Raw genomic sequence first — 17853 nt, 5'->3', positions numbered from 1 at the left:
GGCAGCGGCGGTTACGCCGCCGCCAACGCCTACCTCGACGGCCTGATGGCCGAGCGCCGCGCGGCGGGCCTGCCCGGTCTGTCCCTGGCCTGGGGCCTGTGGGACCAGAGCGGCGACGGCATGGCGGCCGGCACCGACGACCTCGTCAAGGAGCGGATGAACCGGCGCGGCGGCCTTCGGGCGATCACGCCGGCCGAGGGCATGGAGCTGTTCGACGCCGCCGTCGCGTCGGGGCAGGCCCAGCTCGTGCCCGCCAAGCTGGACCTGCGGTCGCTGCGCACGCAGGCCGCGGCCGGCGGGGGAGTGCCGCACATGCTGCGCGGCCTGGTCCGCGCGGGCCGGCAGCAGGCCCACGCGGCGACCCCCGCCGAGCAGGGCCGGACGCTGACCGAGCGGCTGGCCGGGCTGTCCGGCACCGAGCAGGCGCAGTTGCTGCTCGACCTGGTGCAAACGCAGGTGACCGCGGTCCTGGGCCACAGCGCCTCGTACCGGATCGACGCGGACCAGGGGCTGTTCGAGGTCGGTTTCGACTCGCTGACCTCCATCGAACTGCGCAACCGGCTCCGCGACCTCACCGAGCGGAAGCTCTCGCCCAACCTCGTCTTCGACCACCCGACGGCCGGCATGCTCGCCGCCCACCTGCACGAGCTGCTCTGCGGCGAGCAGGCGGCGCGGCCCGTGGCGGTCTCCGTGTGACGCCGCCGCCCACCGCGCCCTCCCTGCGAACTCCCTGCCGAAGAAGGTGATGAAACGTGTTCGACGTCGACAGGTATCTCGAGCGGATCGGCTGTGCCGGGGAGACCGGCGCGGACATCGCGACACTGCGGAAGCTGCACAAGAACCACCTGATGGCGATTCCCTACAACGGCGCCACGCAGGACTTCGGCGACGGGGTCTGCCTCGTCGACCTCGACGAGGACGCAGCGTTCGAGACATGCGTCGTCCAGGGGCGCGGCGGCACGTGCTTCCAGCTCAACCGGCTGTTCGCCCGGCTGCTCACGGAGCTGGGCCACGACGTCGCGGTGCTGGCGGCCAGTACCGCCGAGGGCTGGGAGGCGTCCGGCCTCGAGGTGGAACACATGTTCAACCGCGTCGCCCTGAACGGCGAGGAGTGGCTCGTCGACGTCGGCTACCCCGGCCCCTCCTACATCGAGCCGCTGCTGGTCTCCGACGCGGTGCAGAGCCAGTACGGATGCCAGTACCGCCTGATCGAGCGCGGGTCCAGGACCGCTCTACAGCGCCGCGGGAGGATCACCCGGTGGAGCGTCGTCTACACCTTCACGATGCAGCCCCGGGAGTGGAGCGACTGGAAGGACATGGAGGACTTCCTCGCCCGGGAGATCGCGGCGGACACCGGTCCGCAGGACGGTACGAAGATCCTGTGCGGCCGGACCCTCGACGACGGCCAGGTCGTCCTGAAGGGGCGCCGGCACCTGACGGTCCGCGACGGCCGCGAGGAGATCCGCACCGTCACGGACGACGCCGAGCACGAGCGGCTGGTCTCCCGCATGCTCTCCGGCACCTTCAGGTGACACGCACCCCCGAATTCCGCGAAATCCTCCGAAATTCCATACCCCCGAGCCCGGACCGGGCACCAGAAAGGGAAAACGATGGCGAAGGAAACAGCCGATGTGGTCGTGATCGGCGCGGGGCCGGCCGGTGCGGTCAGCGCCTATGTGCTCGCGAAGCAGGGGCACTCCGTGGTTCTTCTGGAGAAGGAGCTGAACCCCCGGTTCCACATCGGTGAGTCCCTGCTGCCGTACATGATGGGCCTCTTCGAGCGGATCGGCCTGCGCGAGGCGGTGGCCTCCCAGGGGTACGTGCCCAAGTTCGGCGGCGAGTTCATCGACCCGACCGAGAAGAAGTTCTTCGAGGGCGTCTTCCGCGCGGACTTCACCAAGCAGGGCGAGGGCCGGCACGACAACGCGTTCCAGGTCCAGCGGGAGAGGTTCGACCGCATGCTCGCCGAGCAGGCCGAGGCCGCCGGCGCGCGGGTCGTCTTCGGCGCGAACGTGAACGACCTGCTCATGGAGGGCGACCGCATGGTCGGCGTCCGCTACGAGCAGGGCGGCGAGACGCACGAGGTGCACTCCTCGTACGTGATCGACGCCAGCGGCCGTACGGGCAAGATCGCCCACCGCTTCGGGCTGCGCAAGACCCTCGAGAAGCTCCGCATGGTCGCCGTGTTCCGCCACTACAGCGGGCTCGACGAGCGCCACAACCCCGGTGTCGAGGGCGACATCCAGGTCGGCGCCCACGACGACGGCTGGGTCTGGGCGATCCCGCTGTCCAAGGACACCATCAGCGTCGGCACGGTCATGCCGCGCGACGTGCTGCGCGGGTCGACGCCGGAGAAGAGGTTCGAGGAGCACGTGGCCCGGGTGCCGCGGATCGTCGCGCGCCTGACCGGGACCACGCCCTCCATGGACTTCAAGGTCGAGACCGACTACTGCTACCACACCGACACGGTCACCGGCCCGGGCTGGCTCATGGTCGGCGACGCCGGCTGCTTCGGCGACCCCATGTTCTCCGGCGGGGTCCTGGTGGCCACGGCCACCGCCGTGCGCGCGGCCGAGACGCTCGGCGAGGCCCTGGCCGACCCCACGGCGGAGGAGCGCCTGCTCGACCGGTACGCCAACTACTTCAAGACCGGCTACGACACCTACATCCGCCTCATCCACGCCTACTACGACGGCGAGCTGGTCGCCATGGCCGCCGACGCCGCGCGCTCGACCGACCGGGACACCCTGGAGAAGTACCTCATCCGCCTGATCGGGGGCGACTTCTGGAGCGAGCACAACTCGGTGGCCGCGGAGATGCGCCGGCGCAAGGAGTGGGACACCTTCGAGCCGTTCCAGCGGGTCTACGGCTGCCCCTCCTACCCCCACCTGGACGAGCGGGACCGCAAGGAGCGGGCCGAGGCGCGCGTCCTCCGGGTGACGGCGGGCCGGTAGGACGTCATGGCATCCGTTCCGCTGCGGCTCAGGGACCATGCGTACGACGTGCTCATCGGCCCCGGGGCGCGTGCGTCGCTCGCCGAGGTCGTCGGGCGGCTGGGCGCCGGGCGGGCCGTCGTCGTGTCGGCCCGCCCGGCGGAATGGGTGCCCGACACCGGTGTCGAGACCCTGCTGCTGCCGGCCCGGGACGGCGAGCGCGACAAGACGCTCGCCACGGTGGAGGCGCTCTGCCGCGCGTTCGCGGGCTTCGGGCTCACCAGGTCCGACGTCGTCGTCTCGTGCGGTGGCGGGACGACCACCGACGTGGTCGGTCTCGCCGCCGCCCTCTACCACCGGGGCGTGCCCGTGGTGCACCTGCCCACCTCGCTGCTCGCGCAGGTGGACGCCGGCGTGGGCGGGAAGACGGCGGTGAACCTGCCGGACGGCAAGAACCTGGTCGGCGCGTACTGGCAGCCCAGCGCGGTCCTGTGCGACACCGACTACCTCTCCACGCTGCCCCCGCGGGAGATGCGCAACGGCTACGGGGAGATCGCCCGCTGCCACTTCATCGGCGCGCCGGACCTGCGCGGACTGCCGGTGGCGGACCAGATCGCCGCCAGTGTGCGCCTCAAGGCCCGCGTCGTGGAGGCCGACGAGCGGGACTCCGGTCTGCGGCACGTCCTCAACTACGGCCACACCCTGGGCCATGCGCTGGAGAAGGCGACCGGCTTCGCGCTGCGCCACGGCGAGGCGGTGGCCATCGGCACGGTCTTCGCGGGCCGGCTCGCCGGCGCCCTCGGCCGCATCGACGAGGCGCGGACGGCGGAGCACCTGGACGTCGTCCGGTCCTACGGACTGCCCACCGCGCTGCCCGCCGAGACCGGGCCGGAGGCCCTGATCGGGCTGATGCGGCACGACAAGAAGGCGTTCGGCTCACTCGCGTTCGTCCTCGACGGGCCGCGGGGCGCGGAACTCGTGCGCGACGTGCCGCAGGACGCGGTCGCGCGCGTCCTCGGCGGAATGCCCCGGGCGCCGCTGGCCGAACTCGTGGACGCGGGCACGACGGATGTGACGCGGTCATGAGGCAGTCACCCCCCTCGCCGGCCGGATCCGGCACACCGGCCGGCCGTCTCCTGGCGGCCCGGCTGGCGGACGCGCTGGCCCGCCCGGCCGCGCAGCAGCCGCCCTGGCCGGACCCACGACGGGTCCGGGACGTGGTGCGGTCGCTGCGCCGCGCCGCGCCGATCGTCGCCGCCGCGGACACGGCACGGCTGCGCGAGGAGCTCGCCGCGGTCGCCCGCGGCGAGGCGTTCCTCCTCCAGGGCGGCGACTGCGCCGAGTCCTTCGCCGAGAACACCGACGACCACCAGACCGCCAACCTGCGGACGCTGGTGCGGATGGCCGACGTGCTCGGCCGCCGCACCGGACTGCCCGTCGTCAAGGTCGCCCGGATGGCCGGGCAGTACGCCAAGCCCCGCTCCCGGGACGTGGACGCCCAGGGGCTGCCCTCCTACCGCGGCGACATGGTCAACTCCGCCGAGCCCACGCGGGCGGCCCGCACCCCCGACCCCGCCCGGATGCTGCGCGCCCACGCCGCGGCCGCCGGCACGATGGCGCTGATCCGCCGGCTCGGCGACGGCGCCCTGCCCGGGGCGCGGGACGTGTACGTCAGCCATGAGGCGCTGCTGCTCGACTACGAGCGCTCCTCGCTGCGGGTGGACGACAGCGGACCCGAGCCGCGGCTGTCGAGCGGCCTCGGGCACTTCCTGTGGATCGGCGAGCGCACCCGCCGGCTCGACGGCGCGCACATCGCGTTCGCGGAACTGCTGTCCAATCCCGTCGGCCTCAAGATAGGGCCGGGTACGACTCCGGAAGAGGCCGTCGAGTACGTGCGCAGGCTCGACCCGCACGCCGAGCCCGGGCGGCTCACGCTGATCAGCCGCATGGGGCACACCCGGATCCGGGACGTCCTGCCGCCGATCGTCGAGAAGGTCGCCGCGTCCGGCCACGAAGTGGTCTGGAGCTGCGATCCGATGCACGGCAACACCTACACGTCGGCGAACGGATTCAAGACCCGGACGTTCGACGCGATGGCCGACGAGATCGCGGGATTCTTCGAAGTGCACCGCCAGGTGGGCACCCACCCCGGCGGCGTCCACCTCGAGGTCACCGGCGAACACGTCACGGAATGCGTCGGAGGCACCGCGGGAGTGGCGGAGGCCGACCTGCCCGCCCGCTACCGCACGGCCTGCGACCCCCGCATCAACGCGGACCAGGCACAGGAACTCGCCCAGGTCGTCGCCGAGTCGGCGGCCGCAGGCATCAGAGACCGGAAGGACAGGCCGTGACGACCGGACAGCCTCCCGTCGTGCCCATCCGGGGCACCACCCGTCTGTACGCCGTCCTGGGGGACCCCGTCGCCCAGGTCCAGGCGCCCGCGCTGCTGAACCCGGTGCTCGCCGAGCTGCACCGCGACGCGGTGGTCGTCCCGGTGCACGTCCGGCCGCAGCACCTGGAGACCGTCGTGCGCGGGCTGCAGCGCGTGGCGAACCTCGACGGCATGTTCGTCACTGTGCCGCACAAGGCGGCCGTCCGCCGCCTCGCGGACCGGTGCGGCGCGACCGTCGGCATCGTCGGCAGCGCGAACGTACTGCGCCGCGAGGCCGACGGCGGCTGGCTCGCGGAGAACTTCGACGGCTCGGGCTTCGTGGCGGGTCTCGTCGGGGCCGGACACGAACCCCAGGGCGGCCGGGCGGCGCTCGTCGGCGCGGGCGGCGCGGGCAGCGCCATCGCCGCGGCGCTCCTCGCGGCCGGCGTCGACCGGCTCTGCGTGTACGACACGGACACCGTGAAGCTCTCCGGGCTGGTCGCCCGCCTCGACGTGCGCTGGCCGGGCCGGGTGCACGCCCTGACCGGACCGCATCTGCGGGACGTCGACATCGCGGTCAACGCCACACCGCTCGGGCTGCGCGCGGACGATCCGCTGCCGTTCCCGCTGGAGCCCCTGCCACCGGGCTGCGTCGTGGCCGACATCATCATGAAGCCCCGCGAGACACGGCTCCTGCGCGAGGCCGCCGCACGGGGACACCGCATCCATCACGGCATTCACATGCTCGAGGGTCAGCTGAACTCCTACCGGGCCTTCTTCGGCCTTCGGTGAAAGCCGCAGACCATCACCGCCACATCCAGTTCTTTGGAGAATCATGAACGTGCGACAGGCGCCGGAATTCCCCCAGTGGCCGCAGTACGACGAAAAGGAGCGGGAAGGTCTCATCCGCGCACTCGAACAGGGCCAGTGGTGGCGCATGGGCGGAAGCGAGGTCGACACCTTCGAGCGGGAGTTCGCCGCGTTCCACGGCGCTCCCCACGCCCTGGCCGTCACCAACGGAACCCACGCGCTGGAACTCGCCCTGCAGTGCATGGGAGTCGGCCCGGGCACCGAGGTCGTCGTCCCGGCCTTCACCTTCATCTCCTCGTCGCAGGCGGCGCAGCGGCTCGGCGCGGTCGCGGTCCCGGTGGACGTCGACCCGCACACCTACAACATCGACGTGGCGGCGGCCGCGGCGGCCGTGACGCCCCGCACCCGGGCCATCATGCCCGTGCACATGGCGGGCTTCCTGGCCGACATGGACGCACTGGCCAAGCTCTCCGCCGACACGGGCGTCCCGCTGCTCCAGGACGCCGCACACGCCCACGGGGCCCGCTGGCGCGGCAAGCGCATCGGCGAGCTCGGCACGGTCGCCGCCTTCAGTTTCCAGAACGGCAAGCTGATGACCGCGGGCGAGGGCGGTGCCGTCCTGTTCCCGGACACGGAGACCCACGAGACGGCGTTCCTGCGGCACAGCTGCGGACGGCCCCGCACCGACCGCCGCTACCTGCACCGGATCGCCGGCACCAACCTGCGGCTCAACGAGTTCTCCGCGGCCGTCCTGCGGGCCCAACTCGGCCGTCTGGAAGAGCAGATAACAACCCGTCAGAAGCGCTGGGCCGTGCTCTCCCCGCTGCTCGGCGCGATCGACGGCGTCGTCCCGCAGCGCGCTGACGAGCGCACCGACTTCCCCTCGCACTACATGGCGATGTTCCGCGTGCCCGGCATCGGCGAGGCGGACCGCAACGCCCTGGTCGACCGGCTCGTGGCGGCCGGCCTGCCGGCGTTCGCGGCCTTCCGCGCGATCCACCGCACCGACGCCTTCTGGGAGATCGGCGCACCCGACGAGACCGTGGAGCAGATCGCCGAGCGCTGCCCCCACACGGAGGCCATCAGCCAGGACTGCGTCTGGCTGCACCACCGCGTGCTCCTCGCCGGCGAGCAGGACATGCACCGGACGGCCGAGATCGTCGCGGACGCCGTGGCCGCCGTATGAGCGTCAGGGCAGCCGTCGTCGGGCTCGGCTGGGCGGGGCGGGAGCTGTGGCTGCCCCGGCTGACCGGGCACGCCGACTTCGACGTGGTGGCCGCCGTCGACCCCGCGCCGGCGGCGCGGGCCGCGGGCGACGCGGCACCGGACGTACCCGTGCACCCGACGGTGGACGCGCTCACCGCCCGCGCGGTCGACCTCGCCGTCGTCGCCGTACCCAACCATCTGCACACCGAGGTCGCCGCGCGCCTGCTCCGCAGGGGCATCTCCGTCTTCCTGGAGAAACCGGTGTGCCTGAGCTCCGCGGAGGCCGACACCCTGGCCGCCGCCGAACGCGACGGCGGCGCCACGCTGCTCGCCGGCAGCGCCGCCCCGCACCGCGGCGACGTGGCCGCCCTGGTGCGCCTCCTGCCGGAGCTGGGCCGCATCCGCCATGTCGACCTGTCCTGGGTGCGGGCGCGCGGCATCCCGCAGGCCGGCGGCTGGTTCACCCAGCGCAGCAAGGCCGGCGGCGGCGTCCTGTTCGACCTCGGCTGGCATCTGCTGGACACGCTCGCCTCGCTGCTCGGACCGGCCCGCTTCACCCAGGTCGTCGGCGCGACGTCGAACGACTTCGTGGGCACCGGCGCCTGGAGCGCGGCCTGGCGGCAGGACGGGCCCGCCGCCGGCGCCGCCGGCGACGTCGAGGACACCGCGCGGGGCTTCCTCGTCCGCGACGACGGCGTCTCGGTCTGCCTGGGCGCCGGCTGGGCCTCGCACGAGGCCCGGGACGTCACCCGCATCCAGGTGGCGGGCAGTGCCGCGACCGCCGAACTCACGTGCACCTTCGGCTTCAGCCCCAACCGCCACCCGCACCCGCGGCTGACGCTGACCCGCGAGGGCACCACGACATCCCTGCCGGTGCCGGACGAGCCGATCGGCACCGAGTATCGGCGGCAGCTCGACGGCCTCGCCGCCGCCCTGGCCGACCCGGGCCGTCGCGGCAGGGCCGTCGGCGAGGCCCGTACGACGGTCCGCGTCATCGAGGAGTTCTACGCGTCGGCCCGTCGCGCGCACGAGCGGACCGCCGTGCCCGCCCATCACTAGGAGGTGAGGAGACCGGTGGAAACACCAGTTCCGACAGCACGAGCCGACGTCCCGGGCCGGGACCTGGCCACCGCCCCGGGGGCGGACCGGACGGCGACGGCGACGCTCCGGCCGGTCAGACGCGCCGTGATCTTCGACCTGGACGGGGTCCTCGTCGACAGCTTCGCGGTGATGTACGAGGCGTTCGCCGTCGCGTACAAGGAGGTCGTCGGCGACGGCCCGGCACCGTTCGACGAGTACCGGCGCCACCTGGGGCGCTACTTCCCGGACATCATGCGGATCATGGGCCTGCCCCTGGAGATGGAGGAGCCCTTCGTCCGCGAGAGCTACCGGCTCGCGTCGAAGGTGCCGGTCTTCGGCGGCGTCGTGGAGCTGCTCACCACCCTGCGGGTGCGCGGACTCAGGCTCGCCGTGGCCACCGGCAAGAGCGGAGAGCGGGCGCGCTCCCTGCTCGACCGGCTCGGGCTGCTGCCCTTCTTCGACCATGTGATCGGCTCGGACGAGGTCGCCCGCCCGAAGCCGGCCCCGGACATCGTGGAGCACGCCCTGGACCTGATGGGCCTCTCGCCCGAGCAGGCCGTCATGGTCGGTGACGCGCCGACCGACATCGCCAGTGCCCACGGTGCCGGTGTGACCTCGGCCGGCGCGCTGTGGGCGCTGTCCGACACCGGCGAACTGCTCGCCGCCGGGCCGGCCGTCGTCCTGGGCCGGCCCGCCGACCTGCTGGCCCTGTGCCCGCCCGTGACCGGCGACTGAGGATCGGCCGGGCGGCATGGAGACGGCACTGCACCTCGGGATCGACATCGGGGGCACCAAGGTCGCGTTGCGGGCGGAAGCCGGCGCGCAGTGCGTGGACGAGTCCGTCTTCACCTGGCGGCCACGGCACAGCGCCGACCACGACCTGGCCCAACTGGCGGAGCGGACAGGTACGTTGCTCGATCGACTGGGCGCTTCCCCGAGGGCGGTGGGCGTCGCGGTGCCGGCGACCGTCGGCCCCGACGAGCGGGTCACCGCCTGGCCGAACCGGCCCGAGTGGACCGGCACGGACCTGGGCGCCGCGCTGCGCGCGCTGTTCCCCGGCGCCGCCGTCGCCTGGGCGGACGACGGCGACCTCGGCGCCCTCGCCGAGGCACAGGCCGCCGACTGCCCGGACCTCCTGTACCTGGGGGTCGGTACGGGCGTCGGCGGCGGCCTCGTCCTGCGGGGCGAGTTGTGCCCGGGCCCGGGCCGCGGATCCTTCGAGATCGGGCACACGGTCGTCGAGCTGGACGGCCCGCCGTGCGTGTGCGGACGCCGGGGATGCCTCCAGGCGATCGCCTCGGGCCCGGCCACGCTGCGCCACGCGGCCCGGCTGCGGGGGAGCGACGTCACCTACGACGCGCTGCGGCAGGCCTGGCACGACGGACGGCCCTGGGCGGTCACCGCGCTGCGGCGCACCTGCCGCGCCCTGGCCGCCGCCGCGGTCAGCGTCCAGGAACTGGTCCACCCGCGCCTCCTGCTGCTCGGAGGCGGCTTCGCGAGCGGCATCGAGGGCCTGCACACCCTGGTCTCCGCACAGCTCACCGGCCTCTCCCGCCCCGGACACCCACCACTCGCCGTGGGCCCCGCCTCACTGGGCGCGCTGTCCTCCCTGCGGGGCGCGGTGGCACTGGCCCGGCTGCTCCGCCCCTGAGTGGCGGGCCCGGCGGGCGCGGCGTCCCGGCCGGCGCGGCCGTGCCCGGCCGGGCGTGCAGGTCGTCGACGAGCAGGGCGGTGCCGGACGGCCGTGCCCCGACGCGGAGTCGGCCTCGTTCAGCCTGTCGGGCGCGGTTCCCCCGCCGGTACGGCCGTGCCCAGCCGGGCGCGCAGGTCGTCGACCAGCGCGGCGGTGTCCTCGGGGCCGTTCGCGGCGCCGAAGACGTGGTGGTCCGGCCGGACGAGGACGGCGGTCGCGTCGTGTTCGGCCAGGTACGTCCGGTAGAGGCCGTCCACATCGATCACGTCGGTCAGGGCCTGCCCGGTGTGTCCGGCCGTGCCGGCCTCACCGGGCGGCAGCAGGCGCACCACACGGGTGTCGAGAGCGGCGAGGAAGGACCACCGGTCCTCGCCGAGCGCGGGGCGCGGATCGTCCGTGGTGAGCAGGACGAAGCCACGGCCCACGACCTCGTCGAACAGGTTCGTGCCGCCCCGCGCGCCCACCCGCCCCTGCGGCACCACCGCACCGGCCGGCGGCCCGGCCGGGCCCGCGGACGCCCGGCGCAGCAGCCCGGCCGACAGCGGCTTCGCCGGCTCCGGCGCCCCCGGCCGCGCAGAACCGCGCCGGCCCGCGAGGACCGTGGCGTCCCGCTCCGCGGCGGCCGCCGGATCCGTCACGCAGATCATCCGGCCCAGCTGCACCGACGACAGGATCGACTCCTTCACGTGCTGCCCGCGTTCCTCGGCGTAGGTGTCGAGGACGGAGGCGTCGGCCAGGCCGCGCAGCGTCAGGTCCAGCTTCCACGCCAGATTGGCCACGTCCCGGATCCCGGAACACATGCCCTGCCCGGCGAAGGGCGGCATCAGGTGCGCCGCGTCACCGGCGAGCAGCACCCGGCCCGACCGCCACTCCTCGGCCCAGGCCGCCCGGAACATGTAGGTGGTGCTGCGCAGCAGCGTGGCGGTGTCCGGGGTGACGCCGAACGGCTTGAGCAGACGCCAGGCCGTCTCCTCCTTGTTCAGCTCGGCGCTGCTCTCGCCCGGCAGCCGCATGAACTCCCAGCGGCGGTGCCCCGGACCGCTGCCCACCAGCGTCGTGGGCCGCGCCGGGTCGCAGATCTGGACGTTCGTGGGGGTGAACTCGCGCGGCTCGCGCAGCTCCACGTCGCACAGCAGCCACTCGTAGGAGAACCCGAGGTCGGTCATCGGGACGCCGAGGTGCTCGCGCACGAAGCTGTTGGCGCCGTCGCAGCCGACGGCCCAGTGCGCGACGACGGTGCGGGTCGCCCCGTCGTCGGTCTCGACGGTCAGCGCCACCCGCTCGTCGTGCTCGCCGATGTCCACCACCCGGTGCCCGCGCAGCACCGTGATGCCGGGCAGCGCCGCCGCCCGCGCCGCGAGCAGTTCCTCCAGGGCGGGCTGGTGCATGGTGCTGGCGTCCGGCCAGCCGTAACGCCCCGTGGGGGAGAAGGCGATGTCCAGCAGCGTCCGTCCCGCCGCGGTACGCCACTGGTAGCCGGTGGCCGGTTCCGTGATGCTGCCGATCCGGTCCCCGATCCCGGTGGCCGCGAGCAGCCGGGCGGTCTCTCCGTCGAAGCTGGTCGCCCGCGGCAGCAGATACGGCCGGGGGCGGCGCTCGAGGACGGTCACGCGCAGGCCGCGCTGGGCGAGCAGCACCGACAGGGCGGCGCCGATCGGCCCGTTGCCGACAATGGCCACGTCCGTGTCCGTCGGGGACTCGTACAGGTCGTGCGGGCGCATGGTGGACATCGTCATCCCTACTCGCCAGGTGGCCGGAAAACCGCGAGGGTATGGAAAAGCGCGGAAAGGCGCGGACGGAAGCGCGATCGCAAAGGCGTATCGTCATTCGGGGCATGTTTCATGCCCTGGGCATCCGGTGAGATTAGCACCGCACCGTGCGCGGCGGATCCCCGGGCGTGACGGCCTATCAGACCGAGGGATGCCGTGGGACCCGATCTGGTCGGCGGCGAAAAATTCTCACCACGTGCGTCAGCCGGCGAGGGAGAGCGCCCGGGCCGGACACAGGTCCACAGCCTCGCCGGCCGCCGGCAAAAGCGCCTCCCCGGGCTCGGCGTCCAGCACGACGACCAGGCCGTCGTCCTCGCCCTGGTCGAACAGCTCCGGAGCGGTGCGCACGCACTGACCGGCACCGACGCACCTGTCGGTGTCCGCGGCTATCTTCACGGTGATCGCCTCCTACGGGATGAACGGCAGGCCGCCGGTCATGATGCCCCAGGAACGCGGACACGGCATCGCCAGGCGGCGGGACCGCCGGTGCCGCTCCAGCGATAATCGAGCCCGCGCGGTCAACGATGAATTCGGAAGGGCAGGCGCCCGCGGCGGAATGACGGCGAAGGCCTATCAGGTCGGGGGATACCGGGCCGGCGACGTCGTTCCTACCCTGTGGAAGGACCATGCACGTTGCGGGACCGGCACGAATCCCACTCTCCATGACAGCCGTTCCGCGGTGGGGCAGCAGCGTGCCGAGGGACGATTCCTGAAAGGAATTTCTGGCCGTGCCGCAAACACCGGAGCAATTCGGAACATGGGTCCGCCGGTTCCATCCGGCGCCGGACAGCGGTGTCCGCCTCGTGTGCCTGCCGCACGCCGGCGGGTCCGCGAGCTTCTACTTCCCGCTGTCCAGGGCGCTCACGCCCGCGGTGGACGTGCTGGCGGTGCAGTACCCGGGACGGCAGGACCGGCGCCGGGAGCCGAACATCACCAGCCTCCCCGAGCTGGCCGACCGGATCTTCGAGGCGGTACGCCACCTCGACGACCGGCCCCTGGCACTGTTCGGGCACAGCATGGGCGCCGTCCTCGCCTACGAGGTCGCGCTGCGGATGCAGGACGCCGGCCTCCCCGCGCCCGTACGGCTCTTCGTCTCCGGCCGGCGGGCCCCGTCCCGTGACCGTGACGAACGGCTCCACCTGGGATCGGACACGCAGCTCCTGGACGAGGTGCGCAGGCTGGGCGGCTCCAACGCCGGGCTGCTCACCGACCCGGACATACTGGACATGATCATGCCGGCGATCCGCAGCGACTACCGCGCCGTCGAGAACTACCGCTACGCGCCCGGCCGACGGCTCACCTGCCCGGTGACGGTGCTCACCGGGGACAGCGACCCACGGGTCTCGATCGACGAGGCGGCGGCCTGGGAGGAGCACACCACCGGGCTGACGGAGCTCCAGGTGTTCCCGGGAGGCCACTTCTTCCTCGTCGACCAGAGCGCACGCGTGACGGTACTCCTCGCGGACCGCCTGGCCTGCCGGGAGGCCGGCACGCGTGACGAAGTCCGGATCTGAGGTGAGCGAGTTGAGCTCCGCGCCCGTACCGACCATTCCCCATCACTCGCTGCTGGTGTTCCTGCTCCAGCTTGCGGTGCTGCTTCTGCTGGCCCTGGCCCTGGGGCGGTTGGCCGCGCGGTTCGGGATGCCCGCGATCGTCGGTGAGCTGCTCGCCGGTGTCCTCGTCGGGCCCTCGGTCCTCAGCCACGTCTGGCCCTCTCTCGCCGACTGGCTGCTGCCGAAGGAAGCCGGCCAGATGCACCTGCTCGACGCGGTCGGGCAGGTGGGTGTCGTGCTGCTCGTCGGCATCACGGGCATGGAGCTGAAGTTCGACCTCGTCAGGCGGCGCCGGCTCACCGCGGCCCGGGTGAGCCTCGCCGGTCTGCTCCTGCCCCTGGGGCTCGGTGTCGGCGTGGGCTTCCTGCTGCCCTCCTCGCTCGTTCCGGACGGCACCAGCCCGACGGTCTTCTCGCTGTTCCTCGGGGTGGCCCTGTGCGTCACCGCGATCCCGGTGATCGCCAAGACTCTCCTCGACATGAACCTGCTGCACCGCGACATCGGGCAGCTCACCCTGGCCGCCGGTGTGCTCGACGACATCGTCGGCTGGTTCCTGCTCTCCGTCGTGTCGGCGATGGCGGCGGCCGGACTGAGCACCGGGACGATCGCCACGTCCCTGCTGCACCTCGCGGGCGTCGTCCTGGCCGCCGTACTGGTGGGCCGCCCCCTGGTGAGGACGGCGCTGCGCGCGGCGGGCCGCTCCCCGTCGCCGGCGCCCACCGTCGCGGTGGTGACGCTGATCGTGCTGCTCGGTGCGGCGGCGACACAGGCCATGCACCTCGAGGCGGTCTTCGGCGCGTTCGTGTGCGGCGTACTGATCGGCACGAGCGGCGAGCCGGTCCAGGAGAGGCTGGCTCCGCTGCGGACGACGGTCCTCGCCTTCCTCGCCCCGGTCTTCTTCGCCACGGCCGGCCTCCGGATGGACCTGTCCGCACTGGTCGGACCCACCGTCCTGGCCACGGCCTGCGCGGTGCTCGCCGTGGCGATCCTCGGCAAGTTCGCGGGGGCCTACGTCGGCGCGAAGCTGAGCGGCCTGGACCGCTGGGAGGCCCTCGCGCTCGGAGCCGGCATGAACGCCCGCGGAGTGATCGAGGTCGTCGTGGCCATGGTGGGCCTGCAACTCGGGGTCCTGGGCCCCGAGACGTACACCGTCATCGTCCTCGTCGCGATCGTGACCTCGCTGATGGCACCGCCCGTCCTCCGCGTGGCCATGGCCCGGATCGACGGACACGCCGAGGCGGAGATGGGTCTGTCCGGCACGGGCACGCGCGACCTGGCGTCCCCGCCGCCCGCCTCGGTGTGACGGCGCGGACGGCCGGGGTGAGCGCGGAGAGGCGGGAGAGGTGACCCGGGCGACCGGCGGCGGACGGCTGCTGGCCATCAGCGACCTGCACATCGGCTACGCCGAGAACCGCGCCCTGGTGGAGCGGATGGCACCGGAGTCGGACGACGACTGGCTGCTGGTGGCCGGCGACGTGGCGGAGACCGTCGCCGACATCCGCTGGTGCCTGAAGACCCTCGCCGGCCGCTTCCGCAGGATCGTCTGGGTCCCCGGCAACCACGAGCTGTGGACCCACCCGAGCGACACGGTCACCCTGCGCGGCGTCGGCCGCTACGAGCACCTGGTCGAGCTCTGCCGGGAACTGGGCGTCACCACCCCCGAGGACCCCTACCCGGTCTGGGAGGGGCCGGACGGCCCGGTGGCCGTGGCGCCGCTGTTCCTGCTGTACGACTACTCGTTCCTGCCCGCCGGGTGCGCCACCAAGGGCGAGGGGCTGGCCTACGCGCACAGCACGGGCGTCCTGTGCGGCGACGAGAACCTGCTGCATCCCGACCCCTATCCGAGCCGCGAGGCCTGGTGCCGGGCCCGGGTCGCCGCAACCGGGCGCAGGCTCGCGCAGCTCCCCGGCGACCTGCCGGTCGTCCTCGTCAACCACTACCCGCTCCACCGGCACCCGACGGAGGTGCTGTGGTACCCGGAGTTCGCCATGTGGTGCGGCACCCGGCTGACCGCCGACTGGCACCGCAGATTCCGCGTGGCCGCCATGGTGTACGGCCATCTCCACATCCCGCGGACCACCTACCACGAGGGCGTCCGCTTCGAGGAGGTGTCCGTGGGCTATCCCCGCGAGTGGCGCAGGCGCCAGGGCCCGCCGGGTGTGCCGCGCCGGATCCTGTGATCCGCGAACCGGTCCGGCGGGACTCCCGGGCGCTGTCCGTCCGGCGAGCGGCGGCGTCCGCGGGATCCCGGACCTCTCAGCGGGCCCCGGCGCCCCCGGCGGCCGCGCCCGGCACCTGGCTCCAGGCCCGCGTCAGTTCCACGCGCGAGGCCACGTTCATCTTCCGGAAGATCTTCTTCAGGTGGAAGGCCACGGTGTGACCGGAGATGAACAGGCGCTCTCCGACCTGGGAGTTGGTGAACCCCTGGCTGACCAGCTCGGCCACGGCAGCCTCCGTATGGGTGAGCGCGCTCGTGTGCACGCCGTCCCGGCCGGCGTACTGCGGATAGCGGCCCCGCCGCACTCCGAGCGAGCGCAGCCGGCTCACCACCCGGCGGGCATCGCGCGGAGCCGCGGCACCCGCGTAGCCGTCCGCCGCCGACTCGAGGGCCTCGACCGCCCGCTCGCGCTCCGCCAGCCGTACGGCGAAGAGCTTTCCGGCGTCCTCCCGGGCGGAGGCGGCGGCCCACGGGTCCGGGTGCGCGGCGGCCGCGGCGGCGACCCTCTCCGGATTCCGTTCCAGGAGGCCGGCGGCGTGCGTCGCCGCCGCCGCCACGGAACGCAGCCCGCGGTTGCGCGCCGCGAGCGCGGAGGCCTGCGCGGCCACCCGCCGGGCGAGCGCCTCGTCGCCCAGCTTCCGCGTGGCCCTGACGAGCCAGGCGGCAGCGGCGGGCTGTGCCGCCAGCAGCTCCAGGAGGAGCCGGTCGTCCGTGACGATGCCCACGACGAGCTGGGCCGCGCTCGCCGTCCCGCCCTGCACCTCGAGGAGCTGGGCCGCGGCCCAGGCACACTGGCTCGGCCCGTGGGCGGTCTGGCCGAGCAGGGCGCTGTCCCGGAGCTGGTTGGCGAACTCCATGCCCACGCTCATGTCGCCCTGCCGGAGGGCGCTCAGCGCCAGCACGGTGTGCGCGCCGGGCAGCAGGCGGTGGAGGCCGGTGCGCCGCGCCTGGTCGACGCTCCTGCCCGCGAGACCGACGGCGGCGGCGACATCCCCCCGGGCGAACGCGAGGTCCGCCGCACAGAGCAGCGAGGCCGCCACGAGGCCGCCGGCGGCACGGCCCGCGGCCGCCGGCGGCTCGTCCACGTCGGCGAGCACCCGCGCCGCGCGGGAGAGATCGCGGGTCCGCACCAGCAATGCGGCGTGCCATATCTTTGCCGGCTCCCCGCAATTCCCGCTGCATTCGGGTTCCGTCCGGCCGGCGGCCTCCGCCAGGCGAATTCCTTCTTCGAGATCACCGCGGGACCAGGCGGAAGAAGAGGACTCCGACAGACGAGCGCTTTCGCAGGAGCTGTTCCGGCAGACACGCAGGACGGAGAGAACGGGGGGCAGCCGCAAGCGATACGGAGAATCGAGCATCACATCTCCTGTCATGGGAATCCGTGCCGTCCGGGCGGGGAGTCCGTGCGCGGACCAGGGTAGGGCGGGGGTACGGCGGCGACGGCGCGGGCCGATGCGGCGTGTGGGGGGCCTCGACCGGGGCACGAGCGGCCCTTGAGCGGCCCGGCCGGAAGCGTGCGGCGGCGCGGGTCCGCGGGCCGCTTCGACTATCAGCTCTGAGAGTGGCGCACCGCGCAGGGGGGCGACAGCATGGAAGCCGTCCGGAGTTCGCGGGGAATGTGAATTTACCGAGATTTACCGAGGTGGCCCCCTTGAGTGTCGTGCTTCTCTTGAACGGTCCCAATCTGGGCATTCTCGGTCGGCGGGAACCCGAGATCTACGGCACCGACACGCTGGCCGACATCGAGGCGGCCGTCGCCGAGGAGGTGAGCGTCCGGGGCTGGGAGGTGCTGTCCGTCCAGCACGACTCGGAAGGGGATCTCGTCGGCGCCCTGCACCGGCACAGCGACACCACCGTCGGCGCCGTCGTCAATCCCGGTGCCCTGATGATCGCCGGCTGGAGCCTGCGCGACGCGCTCGCCAGTTACGCGCCGCCGTGGATCGAGGTGCACCTGAGCAACGTATGGGCCCGCGAACAGTTCCGGCACGAGTCGGTGATCGCCCCGCTGGCGAGCGGCGTCGTGGTCGGCCTGGGATCCTTCGGCTACCGCCTGGCCGCCCGGGCGCTCCTGCACCTGACCGCACCGGCTCCGCACTGACCCGCCCCGCTGACCGGGCCGGGGGCGCCCCGTTATGTTTTCCGCGGTCCTGCAAGAGGGCCGCTGGCCTCCGGGCCCGGCATGACTGTTGCCCCCTGTCGAACGGATGACCTGGGGGGTGG

Annotated in this window: 17 protein-coding genes; 14 read left to right on the top strand and 3 right to left on the bottom strand. The window is 73.2% G+C overall.

Annotated features, from left to right (window positions below; genetic code table 11):
- The 10 genes from ABZ340_RS34865 to ABZ340_RS34820 form a co-directional block, all read left to right on the top strand.
- Positions 1-696, top strand: a 696-nt coding sequence (locus tag ABZ340_RS34865; RefSeq protein ID WP_358785901.1) for a beta-ketoacyl reductase, incomplete at its 5' end; no start/stop codon positions are given.
- Between the two features lie 56 nt (positions 697-752).
- On the top strand, positions 753-1532 hold the full coding sequence (locus ABZ340_RS34860) for an arylamine N-acetyltransferase (protein WP_358785900.1): 780 nt from the start codon (positions 753-755) through the stop codon (positions 1530-1532).
- A 78-nt stretch (positions 1533-1610) separates the two neighbouring features.
- The gene (locus ABZ340_RS34855) at positions 1611-2954 is read left to right on the top strand and encodes an NAD(P)/FAD-dependent oxidoreductase (protein WP_358785899.1); all 1344 of its coding nucleotides are present in this window, start codon (positions 1611-1613) and stop codon (positions 2952-2954) included.
- 6 nt (positions 2955-2960) lie between these two features.
- Positions 2961-4019: a 3-dehydroquinate synthase family protein gene (locus ABZ340_RS34850; protein ID WP_358785898.1), complete on the top strand. Its 1059-nt coding sequence runs from the start codon at positions 2961-2963 to the stop codon at positions 4017-4019.
- On the top strand, positions 4016-5284 hold the full coding sequence (locus ABZ340_RS34845; protein WP_358785897.1) for a 3-deoxy-7-phosphoheptulonate synthase: 1269 nt from the start codon (positions 4016-4018) through the stop codon (positions 5282-5284). The genes ABZ340_RS34850 and ABZ340_RS34845 overlap by 4 nt, the downstream gene beginning before the upstream one ends.
- Complete coding sequence (locus ABZ340_RS34840) at positions 5281-6096, top strand: ThiF family adenylyltransferase (protein ID WP_358785896.1); 816 nt, start codon at positions 5281-5283, stop codon at positions 6094-6096. The genes ABZ340_RS34845 and ABZ340_RS34840 overlap by 4 nt, the downstream gene beginning before the upstream one ends.
- A gap of 43 nt (positions 6097-6139) precedes the next feature.
- Positions 6140-7300: a DegT/DnrJ/EryC1/StrS family aminotransferase gene (locus ABZ340_RS34835; protein ID WP_358785895.1), complete on the top strand. Its 1161-nt coding sequence runs from the start codon at positions 6140-6142 to the stop codon at positions 7298-7300.
- A complete protein-coding gene (locus tag ABZ340_RS34830) occupies positions 7297-8379 on the top strand; it encodes a Gfo/Idh/MocA family oxidoreductase (RefSeq protein WP_358785894.1) in 1083 nt (360 codons plus the stop codon). Before ABZ340_RS34835 ends, ABZ340_RS34830 begins: the two co-directional genes overlap by 4 nt.
- A gap of 63 nt (positions 8380-8442) precedes the next feature.
- Positions 8443-9135: an HAD-IA family hydrolase gene (locus ABZ340_RS34825; protein WP_358785903.1), complete on the top strand. Its 693-nt coding sequence runs from the start codon at positions 8443-8445 to the stop codon at positions 9133-9135.
- 16 nt (positions 9136-9151) lie between these two features.
- Positions 9152-10051, top strand: a complete 900-nt coding sequence (locus ABZ340_RS34820; protein WP_358785893.1) for an ROK family protein — start codon at positions 9152-9154, stop codon at positions 10049-10051.
- Between the two features lie 119 nt (positions 10052-10170).
- Here the strand turns inward: ABZ340_RS34820 and ABZ340_RS34815 are convergent, their stop codons facing one another.
- A complete protein-coding gene (locus tag ABZ340_RS34815) occupies positions 10171-11823 on the bottom strand; it encodes a bifunctional 3-(3-hydroxy-phenyl)propionate/3-hydroxycinnamic acid hydroxylase (protein ID WP_358785892.1) in 1653 nt (550 codons plus the stop codon).
- Between the two features lie 240 nt (positions 11824-12063).
- Positions 12064-12258, bottom strand: a complete 195-nt coding sequence (locus tag ABZ340_RS34810) for a ferredoxin (RefSeq protein ID WP_358785891.1) — start codon at positions 12256-12258, stop codon at positions 12064-12066.
- A gap of 332 nt (positions 12259-12590) precedes the next feature.
- Between ABZ340_RS34810 and ABZ340_RS34805 the strand changes: the two genes are divergently transcribed.
- From ABZ340_RS34805 to ABZ340_RS34795, 3 genes are read left to right on the top strand one after another with little or no spacing between them, the layout of a single operon-like run.
- Entirely contained in the window at positions 12591-13376 is a 786-nt protein-coding gene (locus ABZ340_RS34805) for an alpha/beta fold hydrolase (protein WP_358785890.1), read from the top strand.
- Between the two features lies 1 nt (position 13377).
- Positions 13378-14718, top strand: a complete 1341-nt coding sequence (locus ABZ340_RS34800; RefSeq protein ID WP_358785889.1) for a cation:proton antiporter — start codon at positions 13378-13380, stop codon at positions 14716-14718.
- Between the two features lie 40 nt (positions 14719-14758).
- The gene (locus ABZ340_RS34795) at positions 14759-15595 is read left to right on the top strand and encodes a metallophosphoesterase (protein WP_358785888.1); all 837 of its coding nucleotides are present in this window, start codon (positions 14759-14761) and stop codon (positions 15593-15595) included.
- Between the two features lie 76 nt (positions 15596-15671).
- Here ABZ340_RS34795 and ABZ340_RS34790 read toward each other — a convergent pair whose 3' ends face one another.
- A complete protein-coding gene (locus ABZ340_RS34790) occupies positions 15672-16763 on the bottom strand; it encodes a helix-turn-helix transcriptional regulator (RefSeq protein ID WP_358785902.1) in 1092 nt (363 codons plus the stop codon).
- A gap of 521 nt (positions 16764-17284) precedes the next feature.
- Here ABZ340_RS34790 and ABZ340_RS34785 point away from each other — a divergent pair.
- Positions 17285-17731 carry a type II 3-dehydroquinate dehydratase gene (locus ABZ340_RS34785; protein ID WP_358785887.1) on the top strand — a complete coding sequence of 149 codons (447 nt, stop codon included), beginning with the start codon at positions 17285-17287 and terminating at the stop codon, positions 17729-17731.
- Positions 17732-17853 lie beyond the last annotated feature (122 nt).

The organism is Streptomyces sp. NPDC006134, from assembly GCF_040628835.1.
Lineage (GTDB): Bacteria > Actinomycetota > Actinomycetes > Streptomycetales > Streptomycetaceae > Streptomyces.
Note: the sequence above shows the minus strand (reverse complement) of the source record. Positions and strands in the feature narration are given on the sequence as shown.

Bases quoted from the DNA above. Each gene is read 5' to 3' on its own strand.
- ABZ340_RS34855 (WP_358785899.1), top strand. From the start codon at position 1,611: ATGGCGAAGGAAACAGCCGATGTGGTCGTGATCGGCGCGGGGCCGGCC.
- ABZ340_RS34850 (WP_358785898.1), top strand. From the start codon at position 2,961: ATGGCATCCGTTCCGCTGCGGCTCAGGGACCATGCGTACGACGTGCTC.
- ABZ340_RS34845 (WP_358785897.1), top strand. From the start codon at position 4,016: ATGAGGCAGTCACCCCCCTCGCCGGCCGGATCCGGCACACCGGCCGGC.
- ABZ340_RS34835 (WP_358785895.1), top strand. From the start codon at position 6,140: ATGAACGTGCGACAGGCGCCGGAATTCCCCCAGTGGCCGCAGTACGAC.
- ABZ340_RS34830 (WP_358785894.1), top strand. From the start codon at position 7,297: ATGAGCGTCAGGGCAGCCGTCGTCGGGCTCGGCTGGGCGGGGCGGGAG.
- ABZ340_RS34820 (WP_358785893.1), top strand. From the start codon at position 9,152: ATGGAGACGGCACTGCACCTCGGGATCGACATCGGGGGCACCAAGGTC.
- ABZ340_RS34815 (WP_358785892.1), bottom strand. From the start codon at position 11,823: ATGTCCACCATGCGCCCGCACGACCTGTACGAGTCCCCGACGGACACG.